Below are 11,069 nucleotides of genomic sequence, written 5' to 3' on the forward strand. Positions count from 1 at the left end.
AAAGATATTAAGGAATCTTTTTTTTAAATTCAATTTTACAATAAAATTATTAATAATACCAAATATATCTTTCTATATGAAGAAAAAAACTATTGGAATTATATTATTACTAATTATTTTAATAATAGGGTCTTTTTTTCTATATATGGAATATATGAACTACTGTGATAGGGAAAATTTTAATAAAACAATAAAAACTGTTAGTGATTTTGAAAATAGAACTGATATAAACAGTATTGCTTTTGTTGATACTAGTCCTGTAACTTTAGATGAAGCAGTATCCTTTGAAAAGAGTTTTAATGAAAATATTACTATTGAAATCAACATATTAAATCAATATAAAAATCAGACAAGTAATAAAACCTATCAAGAGTATGTTGATATAGAAGTTAATCGTTTAATATATGAAAAAAGATCTGCTGAATTGACTCTTGAAATATGTGATTTGTGGAAAAAGGCAAAAACTGGTGAATTAAATCCATATGATGCATTAAGTAGAGTTAAAGAGATAAACAATCAAAGTACAGAAGTAAATAATAAAGTTAATACAGAAAAGATAAATGCAATTAATTACTTGGAAAAACATCCAAATCTTAATAAAACATTAACAGATTTAGGAATTGATGAAGACTTTAATACATATGAGTTAGATGGAGGAGGTCCTAATATTTCCAAATTTAATATTTATTATTAAAAGTAATATCTATTAATCTTTTTATACTTTTTTTTAAACTAAATCAACTACTCTTATAATTAAACTAATATATCTTTAAATATATAGATTATATTGTCTAATTAAAAGAAAAAATGGATTTTTGATTAACATGGATTTAAATTTTGATTTTACAGAAAAAAGAATAATAATTACGTCCTTTTTCTGTGTAGCATTCATAATTGCAAATCTTATCACAGTTAAAATAATTGATGTTAACTTTTTAGGTATGCAAACTCCTGCTGGAGTACTTATATATCCATTAATTTATATTTTAACCAATGTGATTACGAATGTTTACGGAGAAAAGGCAGCACAGAGAACATTAATTTTAGGTATTGCAACAAATGTTTTATTTGTATTTATGACAACATTAATACTAGTATTACCATCACCTAGTTTTTATACTGGTGATTCAAGTCTAGCATTTGTATTTACACAAACTCCTAGAATACTTATAGCATCATACTTCAGTTATCTTATGGGTAACTTAACAACTGCAAAACTCACAACTATTGTAAATAAGGGTAATTCTTTATTACGTGTGAAAAACCTTGGTGCTATTTTCACTGGTGAATTAGTTGATAACATAATATTCATTGGTCTATCATTTATTGGAACTGTGGCTATTGTGGATGTTGTAATAATGATATTCAGTCACTGGATTATTAGTATTGTATGGAACATAATTGCTCAACCATTTACTGAAAAAGTAACATCTTGGGCAAAGAAAGGAAAAGTTGAAGAAATATAAAACTTTTTCCTTCTTTTTTTTTAATAAAAAAAATAGTTTTTTTAATTTAAGGTTACATTACCTACATATATTGCATTTTCTGGATTAGATGAAAAGGCACTGTCAAATATGTAAATTTCAGCTCTTGTAGGAGTTGTACTTGAACTACTTGTTGTAGCAGTACCAGAAACTTTAATTAACTGGTCTTTTGTAGGATTATTTATATTCCATACAAGAGGACTTTTACCTATAACAGCATTATTAGAATCATAGAATATAACCTGCATCTCTAAATAATCATAATCTATTTTTGGTGTTAAATCACATGAAACTGTATACATGGAATAACCTTCACTAACAATAGAAATATCAGATACTTCTAAATTATTAGATATGTTATTACTATTATTTTGATTAGAAGTATTAACAGTGTTGGTTGAACTTATCAATGAAAATAAACCTACAACAGCAACACATATTACTATTAATCCAATAATTAATGCAAATACATTTTTTTCTCGCATATAACAAACCTCCTTTTAAATAAAAAGAAAAAATTCTTTTAATATGTATATTATATTATGTTGTTACGTATTAATTAATTTTATTAGATTAAATTCATTTTATAACAAACAATATAAAAAAAGAAAGATATTTCTCACTAAAAATAAATCAAGATATTACAAATCATTTTAATGGGTTTTACATCAAACAACTATATAATCAAGATATTTCTATAAATAGCAATAATTTTAAATACTTATTTTAATACAATAAAATTAAATAATACTACTTAATAAACTATAAATTATAATATAAAGTTATTAAAACTTTTATAAAAAATAGTAAGGAGAAAATTATGAGAGAAAAGAATATTTTAATTATAGTTATAGGAATTATAGTTGTATGTAGTTTAGTAGTAGGTGTGGGCATGTTATTAACTAATAATACAACACAAGAGAATAATACCACAGTAAATAATACTACTTCTAATATAACAATGAATAATACTACTAGTAATCAAACACCAAACACGACAGATACCAAAGTAACATCACAACAAGATAATACTCAAAAACAACAAACTACCTCTAAAAAGTCCACATCAAATAAAGACAGCACGCCTACAAAAGGAACATATAAAGGAGTAGAATATGAATTACCTGATAAATATCCATACTACAGTCCACAGGCAGGAAAAACATATCATAATAAAAAAGAAGCATATAAAGATATGAAAGATGCAATAGATGGTGGAATTGCAGATTAAATGTATATGATGGATTAATATTCCATCTTATTAAGTATTTTTTACTACTTAAAATATTAAGTTTCAATAATCAACATATTTAAGTTTATATTAATAGAAAATAAGTATTTTTTTTTAAAAAGAGAAAATTTAGTTAAGGAGGTTATGATTTATCTTTTAAGATTTTTAACCTCTTGTGTAAATAGTGCTAGAACTTCTTCTTCTAATCCTTCTACGAATTTTAAAGATCCAGCTACTTCATGGCCTCCACCATCTGCTCCAGCTTGTGGAATTTCTTCTTGTATTTTAGTAATTACATCGTTTAAGTTAAATTCAAACTCATTTTTAATTACTTCTGTTGCTCTTAGAACAGCAAAGTCTGGACCATTTGCAAGGGTCATTATTGGTTTGTCTTCTCCTTTTTCTTGTACTAATTTATCATGTACATATCCTGTTGTTTTTCCAGGTGCAGGATATGTGAATTTATGTGCATATTTTTCAACATCTAATCTGTTGAATTGTATACCATTATCAAAGTATTCTGTTTCAACATTTGGTAGGGCTGCTTTAAGTTGTGTTTCAACTCTTTTATCTGATTCTGTTATTAGTACATCTAGTAATTCTTCTTGACGTTGTTTATCTTCAAGACCTAATATTGTGTTCATTACACCTCTTCCATTCATGAATCTTAGGAAATATGCTTCAAAGTCTACACATGTAGCTACTTTATCAAGATCATCTCTTGTGTATCCTTCTTCTTCAGCTATTTTAAGGTATTGATCTACTTCCATACATTCTGCATGGTCTCCTACTGCTGCAATTCCAGGGAAGTGTCTTATTTTATCTCTTACATCAGGGTTTATCATTCCTGCTAGTTCTACAGCTAGTGCTCCTGCTGTAAGTTGTGAATCTCCACCTACAAGGTATGGGTTTACATGTATATCTACATAGTTATCTATTAGTGCTCGTCCATTTTCTACTTCTCCTGGGTAGTGATGGTCTACTACTACAGATTCTATTCCATATACTTTTGAATGTCTAAGTGCTGCTACATCTTCTTCTGTTGATCCATTATCTAGTAATACTAGTAATGGTAGTTTTTGTCCATGTCTTTCCATATCTTCTAGTGCATAGGATAGATCTTTTACTACATCTTCTAGTTCATAGAATGGTGCTTTACTAGGGGATCGTTTGAAAAAGTGCCATTCTGCATCTGCATCATTACTTTCCTCTCTTAGTATTGGTAGTACTGCTTGTTCTACTGCTATTCCTGCACATATTCCATCTGCATCTGCATGATGTCTTACTAGTATTGATCTTCCATCAAGTATTGCTCTTCTTATTGCTTTTGCTGCTTCTGCAAGTTTTGGTCTTAGTTTGTTTAAAACTTCACTGTTTTCTATCATTACTGATGTATCTGTAGGTTGTGCTTTTTGGTCTATTGATTTATCTATTAGTTCTTTGAGTTTTTCTTCTTCTGTTTTGTCTAGTTTTTCAATGGTTTCTGATTCTATTTGTATTTTTCCACCATGTATTGATACTTCTCCAAGTATTTCTACTACATCATCTACTTCTAGTTCTGGATACATTCGAACTCCAGGTTCATTGAATGCTGCAGACCATGTTATATCTGTTTCATCTCTTATTGTGAATATTGTTGGTCCACTTGTTTGTTGTATTTGTATGATTTCTCCTTGTATTGCTACGTTTCTTCCTAGGTTGTCCTCTGATAGGTCGCCTATTTTTGTTCTTTTAACATTTCTTTTTACTGTTTTTGTTTCGTAGTCATTACCGTATTTTATTTTTGAGTAGCTTAAATCAACATCCATTTTTCCTTTATGTGGTTTTATTTCTGCTATTTTAACTACTATCTTGTTTCCTACTTTTTCTTTAGGATTTCGTGTTCTTAGAAGTCCATAAACACTTTTACTTAGACTTACAAAGAATCCGTATTTTTCTACTCTGGTAATAACACCTTCATAGTCACTGCCTATTTCTAGGTCTTCTATTTGACATGAAGGATTTAATACATATACTATAGGATTAGTAGATGTATTTTTGTTGTTTTTCATATATGGTTCTCCTCTTGAATCTACTGTTTTTGGAACGTATTTATTCCTATTGTTTTAATTTAAATTAAATTATTCATGTGAAAAAAAGGGATTATTATTTGTTCAAGTTGTATTTTTTCTTTTTTTTAATTAATTTAATTAAAATTATTTTATTCATCTATTATTTTTGTTTTTTTTAATTAAAGTAGTTGTGTATATTTTTTTCATGTATTTTTTTATTTTTTCATACCTTTTATAAAAAACTTTATTAACTGTGATATACATATATATTGTTAGGCTAGGTTGGGAGGCTAGTGGTCTCTTGTAAGCTCAAATCCTCTATATGGAGCGACCGAAGTTTTTGGAGAGGCATATTAAATGCTAATAAGCCTATTTCTATGATGTAGAAGTTTCGTCCCGTAGGATTAGCGGTAGTAGGAATTCAACTGGAGGGTTGAATTTAACTATTTTAATTAATTGAATGGGTCAGGTCTGGAAAGAAGCAGCTCTGTTTTAGACAACTGATGTTTACGGATTAACGGGATGGAGTTATGGATTTAGATAACTTATTTTTATGAGGTATGTCCATCCAATTACATGCCGTTTATTATATGGAAATTATAGTTAATTATAAATGTAATGACTTACAAACTATAATATAGATTTCTTTTATGTATGTCGAGGTGGCCCAGCCTGGTACGGCGGTGGCCTGCTAAGCCACTGGACAGATGTCCACCCGGGTTCGAATCCCGGCCTCGGCGCTTAATTAATTTTAACAAGACTTTTTTTTAATAAACTTTTTTAATTATTTAATTCAATAAATATAATTAGAAAACATTTAATATTTTTTTAGTTAAGTGGGTTGAATAGAATGTCAAGTGAAGCTAATAAAAAGTTTGTATCTAATATTAAAAAGGAAATACAACAAAAAATTAAGACAGAGAATAAAAATATTAAAGCACTCAATGATGAAAACATGGAATTAACACGATCTATTGAGGGTTATTCTAATTTTTATCATGAAGTAGAACATTTTTTCACTGAAAGTATGGCTGATTTTAATGTTAAACAGGATGAACTTCCAGACTATTTTAAAAGTAATATTAATGAGGTGTACCAGAATTATTCACAGATTAGATTAGATGCTATTGATGAAAAAAATCACTTAAATGAATATATTCTACATTGTAAAAAAGAAATACAAACTAATCAAAGATCTTTAAAATTCTATAAGTCTCAATACTCTGATAGTGATATATTTAGTGAATGTCTTCCACTTGTTGATGTATATGAAAAGAAAATAGAGTTATATGAAAAAAATATTCAAAAAACTAATGATATAATATCTACTTTAGATGAAATAATTAATATTCTTAGTAATTGGAAATAAAAAAAAGAGTTTTAATAAAACTCTTATACCACTACTTTTTCAAGTCTTTTCATGGCTTTTTCTAAGTTTTTATAACTTTGTGCATAGGATAATCTCACATATTCACGTCCCATACTTCCAAATGCAAGTCCTGGAACTAGAATAACATCTTCTGTTAATGCTTTTTCAATAAATTCTTGTGAATTTCCAGCATGGAAAAATACATAGAATGCACCATCAGGATTACTACATTCAAGTCCCATATTATTTAATGATTCAACAACAAGATTACGTCTTTTTTCAAATTCATTTCTCATATCATTTACACATTGTTGGGATGATGTTAGTGCTGTTGTACATGCTTTTTGTGTTGCAGTATCTACACATGCTACATTATATTGATGTACTTTTAATATTTCATCTATTATTTCTGAATTACTTGAACAATATCCACTTCTAAGACCTGTCATTGCATATGCCTTGGAAAATCCATTGATTGTTATTGCATTATCTGTGTATGCTTGGAAGCTATAATGTTTTTTGTTGTATATTATTTTTTCATATATTTCATCTGCTATTATAATTATGTCTTTGTCTGTTGCAATATCTGCTATTGCCTTTATATCTTCCTTATCCATCACAGCTCCTGTTGGATTACATGGTGAATTCATAACAATGGCCTTTGTATTGTTTGTTAGACTTTTTTGAACATCATCTACTGTTGTTTTAAAATCATTTTCTATTGTTGTATTTACTTCTATTGGATTTCCACCTGCTAGAGTTACACATTCTTTGTAGGATAGAAATCCAGGATTTGGTATGAGAACATCATCATTTGGATTTACTAATGCTTGTATACTTGAGTATAATGCTTCACTAGCACCTACAGTTACTATTATATCTTCAGGTGTTGTTTTAATATTATTATCCTTGGATAATTTATTTGTTATTGCTTCTCTAAGTTCTATATCTCCCTTATTTTGTGAGTAATGTGTATAATTATTGTCTAGTGCATTTTTTAATGAATCTAGTATGTGTGGAGGAGTGTTAAAATCTGGTTCTCCTAATGCTAGATTTATTGCATTTGGACCTCCTTTACTAAACATTTTACGTATTTGTGATAAATTAATATTTTCTACTCTTTTTGCTGCATATTTCATTTTTTTTATCTCCTATTTTACTTGATTATTTAACATGATCCACATTTATAACATCCATCACTTTCACACCATGGTGTTATCTGTGATTCTTTCATTTTTTCATATTCTTTTCTAAGGAAAGATTCTTTAATTCCCACATCTATCTCATGCCATGGTAGAATTTTTTCCTTATTATTTTTTGTTTCATTTATTTTATAGGCTATTTTATACCAGTCTTTAAAATGTATATTATGTCCTATTTTAAGTAATTTATTTAGTTCTACTCCACTGTTTGTGAGTATGTATTGTTTTGTTGCTTTTTTTAGATTTTCTTGTTTATGTTTATATTTAAGTCTTGAACTGTATGTTTTAAATTTCTTATTTAAATTGTCATAGTCAAATCCCATATATTGTAGGGGTGTGTGTGGTTTAGGTATTAGAGGATTTACACTTGTTTTTATTGTGTTGTATCTGACTGCTTTACTTGTTATGTCTCTTAGGAAGTTAATTAATTCCATTATATCATCACTTGTTTCATATGGTGTTCCAAGAAGTAGGTACATTTTAACTTTTAATTTAAGTGACATTGCCCTATCGATAGTTTCTATGATTTGTTGGTCAGTCATAGGTTTATTTAATTTCCAGCGTTGTTTTTCTATGGTTTCTGGTGCTATTGTTATTGTTTTAAGTCCATTTTCCTTTAAAATTTCAAGTAGTTCATCTGAGACTGATTCAACTCTAAGTGATGGTGTCGCTATTTGAAAACCTTCCTCTGTAAGTTTCCAGCATAACTCTTCAATACGACTATAATCACTAACAGCCTCTCCAAGTAGGGCAACCTTATTCTGTCCTGTAACTTGTCTTGTTTTAATAGCAGTTTCTATTAGTGTTTTTAGTGGTACTTCTCTTCGAGGTCTATACATACAACCACTCATACAGAATCTACAACCCCTTGTACATCCACGTGATACTTCCATTAAAAATGCATTACTACCAAATGCGGGTGTAAATCTTTTATCATCAGTTTTTGTTACTATCTGGTAGATTGGTCTCCATGCATCCTTCATATTCTTTACTTGTTGAATTTTAGTTGGATGTCCTGGCTTGTATACACCAGGTATTTCAAGAAAATCATAGATATCAGCACGTGGATTATTTGTATCACTATTTACATCGATAATTTCATCAAGTATTAATTCTGCATCACCTATAACAAATAAGTCAATAAAATTAGATATTGGAAGTGGATTTGATGTAGCACATGGTCCTCCTGCTATAACAAGAGGATGGTCTTTTGTTCTATCCTTACTCTCTAATGGAATATTACTATGTTTTAGCATATCTATCATATTGAAGTAATCTTCCTCAAATTGTAATGTAAAACTAACAATATCAAAATCTGCTAAATCACTTCTTGTTTCAATACTCTTTGTCTGTGGATAAATTACTCTTTCACAGTATATATCTTCACGGGCATTAAGATAGTCATAGATTATCTGGTATCCCATGGAAGACATTGCTACTCTGTATATATTAGGATAACATGATGCAAAACGAGTTATGACTTTTTTTGGATTTTTAATTACTGTATTGTACTCTTCAATCATAAAAAATATTCCTAAAATTAATACTTTTTTTTATATGGTTAAGTTATTATATATTTTTCATGGTTATTATTTTTTTATAAAAATTAGTAGATATAAAAAAGAGGGATGGGGGATTTATTTTTTATTTTGATTGAGGGAATTAATTGTAATATCATATAATATTTCTTTAATTTCATTTTTTTGTTTTTTATTAAGAAAACCACATACTTCCTCTTCCCATAGAGAATCAAAGTTTTCAATTAATGATGCTATTTTTTCCCCTTTTTCTGTAATGTATACGAAGTTTTGTCGTCTGTTGTTTTTATCAATTTTACGTGTTATAATATTTTTATCTTCCAAGTTACGAACAGTTCTAGCTATTGTACCCTCTGTCATGTGGAAAGCTTCTGCAAGTTCATGTTGTGTTTTTTTACCTTCTTTAAATAATTTCATTATTGTAGGATATTCACCTACTGATACATCATAGGGTTTTAGTGTATTTTTTAGATAGATTGTGTGTTGTCTGTATATTGTTGAGAGTATGAAACTTATGGGAAAATTATGGGCATTTTCTTTTGTAAATTTTTTTGGCATTGTCATTGGTATCATCCTTTTTTAATTATTTTTCAAAAAGAAATATTAGTATAAATATTATTCTTTATATTTTATTAATCTTTTTAAATAATATTTAAATACTATAAATCCTATTATGGAACCTATTGCAACTCCTAGAACAAGTCCATAGTATAGTCCATACTGGGCTAGTCCAAATACAAATGTAAATATGAGTGTAAGTAGGAGTACTAATATTAATTCTCTTATTACTGTTAATATAAGTGATATTGTTCCTTTTCCCATTCCTTGGAATACACATGCTGAGCATAAACCTAGTGGAATTCCAAGTAGGAATAATGCAAGTATTCTTAATGTTTCTGTTATTATAACTCCTAGATGTGCACTTGATGTTGAATAACTAAATAATAGTGCTATTTGTGGTGCAAATATTTCTATTAAAATAACTATTGCTATGGCTATTATCATGGATAATTTTATTGAATAGTAACATGTTGTTTTAAGTTTTTCATAGTCTCTTGCTCCATATGCTACTCCTCCAACTGTTATTGCTGCTGTTCCTATACCTACACTTGTCATCATACCCACTTGTATAACACTCCATGCTGCAGTGTATCCTGCAATTATTGTTGTTGTAGCAACAATGGATAATATTAAGTTTCCTATTATTGTTAAAACGGATATTATAAGTTGTTCTACACTAGCTGGTAGTGCCACTGCAATTAATTCCTTTGTTATTTTTGCATTGTAATGGAATTCTTTTATTTTAAATGATAAGTATGTGTCCTTTTTAATAAACATCCAATATAACATTAAACATGTTGCTACTGTTGCTGAGAGTATTGTTGCAAGTGCGGCTCCTTCAACTCCAAGATTTAATGTGTATATGAATATTGGATCTATTATCATATTTAGTACACCAGTAAATATAAGGGCTATTGTGGCACGTTTTACATCACCCTCTGCTCTTAATTCACTTGATAATATTCCATTGAATATTAGTGTAAATGATCCTAGTATTATGATTGCTGCATATGGTTTTGCATATGTTATTACTGATGAGGCACCCATTACTATGAGTAGATTTTCAAGACATGGTAGTAGTATTAATGGTATAAGTATTGATAGTATAAGTCCTATTATTACTCCATGTAGTGCACTATTATCTGCACTATCTTTTTTATTTGCTCCTATATATCGTGAAATGAGGGAGTTTGCTCCTGCTCCAAATCCATTTGCTATTCCACCTATTATAATAAATAATGGTGTTACAAATCCTATTGCTGCAAGTGGATCTGATCCTAGTCCTGCTACCCATACTCTGTCTACCATGTTATATACCATGTTGAGTACAAGTGTTATTATCATTGGCCATGCTATTGCCTTTATTGCAATTTTAGGATCGCCTCTTATTAGATCTACTTTATCGTTTTTTTCATTATTATTTTTCATGTTTTTATTTGTGTTCATATTTTAGCCTCCTTTTAGTTTTTTTTGGAATTTTTGAAAAATAATAATATACAATAATTCTTTTATATATAATTGTTTTATTTCAAATAATTTTAAATACAACTATTGCCTAAGCAAGTGTTTAATATTTTTTAAAATAATAATATATATACTTTTTGAATTTATGTGGCTTTCCAGTTGTCGGGTC

Annotated in this window: 10 protein-coding genes, 1 tRNA gene and 1 other RNA gene; 6 read left to right on the top strand and 6 right to left on the bottom strand. The window is 28.5% G+C overall.

The window, feature by feature from the left end; translation table 11 throughout:
• Positions 1-145: 145 nt before the first annotated feature.
• Positions 146-694, top strand: a complete 549-nt coding sequence (locus BZ132_RS02445) for a hypothetical protein (protein WP_286940383.1) — start codon at positions 146-148, stop codon at positions 692-694.
• 130 nt (positions 695-824) lie between these two features.
• Complete coding sequence (locus tag BZ132_RS02450) at positions 825-1,466, top strand: queuosine precursor transporter (protein ID WP_052273655.1); 642 nt, start codon at positions 825-827, stop codon at positions 1,464-1,466.
• 41 nt (positions 1,467-1,507) lie between these two features.
• Here BZ132_RS02450 and BZ132_RS02455 read toward each other — a convergent pair whose 3' ends face one another.
• Positions 1,508-1,969 carry a hypothetical protein gene (locus tag BZ132_RS02455; protein WP_286940385.1) on the bottom strand — a complete coding sequence of 154 codons (462 nt, stop codon included), beginning with the start codon at positions 1,967-1,969 and terminating at the stop codon, positions 1,508-1,510.
• A gap of 335 nt (positions 1,970-2,304) precedes the next feature.
• On the opposite strand from BZ132_RS02455, the gene BZ132_RS02460 reads away from it, so the two are divergent.
• Entirely contained in the window at positions 2,305-2,715 is a 411-nt protein-coding gene (locus tag BZ132_RS02460; RefSeq protein ID WP_011406106.1) for a hypothetical protein, read from the top strand.
• A gap of 149 nt (positions 2,716-2,864) precedes the next feature.
• Here BZ132_RS02460 and BZ132_RS02465 read toward each other — a convergent pair whose 3' ends face one another.
• On the bottom strand, positions 2,865-4,766 hold the full coding sequence (locus tag BZ132_RS02465; RefSeq protein WP_011406107.1) for a DHH family phosphoesterase: 1,902 nt from the start codon (positions 4,764-4,766) through the stop codon (positions 2,865-2,867).
• A 270-nt stretch (positions 4,767-5,036) separates the two neighbouring features.
• On the opposite strand from BZ132_RS02465, the gene ffs reads away from it, so the two are divergent.
• The 3 genes from ffs to BZ132_RS02480 all read left to right on the top strand — a co-directional run bounded on the left by ffs (position 5,037) and on the right by BZ132_RS02480 (position 6,135).
• An RNA gene (ffs, locus tag BZ132_RS02470) (signal recognition particle sRNA) lies at positions 5,037-5,352 on the top strand.
• 70 nt (positions 5,353-5,422) lie between these two features.
• A tRNA-Ser gene (locus BZ132_RS02475) sits at positions 5,423-5,506 on the top strand.
• 110 nt (positions 5,507-5,616) lie between these two features.
• The gene (locus BZ132_RS02480; protein WP_048059703.1) at positions 5,617-6,135 is read left to right on the top strand and encodes a hypothetical protein; all 519 of its coding nucleotides are present in this window, start codon (positions 5,617-5,619) and stop codon (positions 6,133-6,135) included.
• A 23-nt stretch (positions 6,136-6,158) separates the two neighbouring features.
• On the opposite strand, the gene BZ132_RS02485 is transcribed toward BZ132_RS02480, so the two are convergent.
• The 4 genes from BZ132_RS02485 to BZ132_RS02500 form a co-directional block, all read right to left on the bottom strand.
• Complete coding sequence (locus BZ132_RS02485; protein ID WP_011406109.1) at positions 6,159-7,274, bottom strand: pyridoxal phosphate-dependent aminotransferase; 1,116 nt, start codon at positions 7,272-7,274, stop codon at positions 6,159-6,161.
• A 29-nt stretch (positions 7,275-7,303) separates the two neighbouring features.
• The gene (locus BZ132_RS02490; RefSeq protein WP_112149397.1) at positions 7,304-8,860 is read right to left on the bottom strand and encodes a radical SAM protein; all 1,557 of its coding nucleotides are present in this window, start codon (positions 8,858-8,860) and stop codon (positions 7,304-7,306) included.
• 114 nt (positions 8,861-8,974) lie between these two features.
• A complete protein-coding gene (locus BZ132_RS02495) occupies positions 8,975-9,439 on the bottom strand; it encodes a MarR family winged helix-turn-helix transcriptional regulator (protein WP_052273656.1) in 465 nt (154 codons plus the stop codon).
• A gap of 51 nt (positions 9,440-9,490) precedes the next feature.
• Positions 9,491-10,882 carry an MATE family efflux transporter gene (locus tag BZ132_RS02500; RefSeq protein ID WP_011406112.1) on the bottom strand — a complete coding sequence of 464 codons (1,392 nt, stop codon included), beginning with the start codon at positions 10,880-10,882 and terminating at the stop codon, positions 9,491-9,493.
• Positions 10,883-11,069 lie beyond the last annotated feature (187 nt).

It is taken from the genome of Methanosphaera sp. DEW79 (genome assembly GCF_003266085.1).
Classification (GTDB): Archaea; Methanobacteriota; Methanobacteria; order Methanobacteriales; family Methanobacteriaceae; genus Methanosphaera; species Methanosphaera stadtmanae.

Bases quoted from the DNA above. Each gene is read 5' to 3' on its own strand.
- BZ132_RS02445 (WP_286940383.1), top strand. From the start codon at position 146: ATGGAATATATGAACTACTGTGATAGGGAAAATTTTAATAAAACAATA.
- BZ132_RS02450 (WP_052273655.1), top strand. From the start codon at position 825: ATGGATTTAAATTTTGATTTTACAGAAAAAAGAATAATAATTACGTCC.
- BZ132_RS02455 (WP_286940385.1), bottom strand. From the start codon at position 1,969: ATGCGAGAAAAAAATGTATTTGCATTAATTATTGGATTAATAGTAATA.
- BZ132_RS02460 (WP_011406106.1), top strand. From the start codon at position 2,305: ATGAGAGAAAAGAATATTTTAATTATAGTTATAGGAATTATAGTTGTA.
- BZ132_RS02465 (WP_011406107.1), bottom strand. From the start codon at position 4,766: ATGAAAAACAACAAAAATACATCTACTAATCCTATAGTATATGTATTA.
- BZ132_RS02480 (WP_048059703.1), top strand. From the start codon at position 5,617: ATGTCAAGTGAAGCTAATAAAAAGTTTGTATCTAATATTAAAAAGGAA.
- BZ132_RS02485 (WP_011406109.1), bottom strand. From the start codon at position 7,274: ATGAAATATGCAGCAAAAAGAGTAGAAAATATTAATTTATCACAAATA.
- BZ132_RS02490 (WP_112149397.1), bottom strand. From the start codon at position 8,860: ATGATTGAAGAGTACAATACAGTAATTAAAAATCCAAAAAAAGTCATA.
- BZ132_RS02495 (WP_052273656.1), bottom strand. From the start codon at position 9,439: ATGACAATGCCAAAAAAATTTACAAAAGAAAATGCCCATAATTTTCCC.
- BZ132_RS02500 (WP_011406112.1), bottom strand. From the start codon at position 10,882: ATGAACACAAATAAAAACATGAAAAATAATAATGAAAAAAACGATAAA.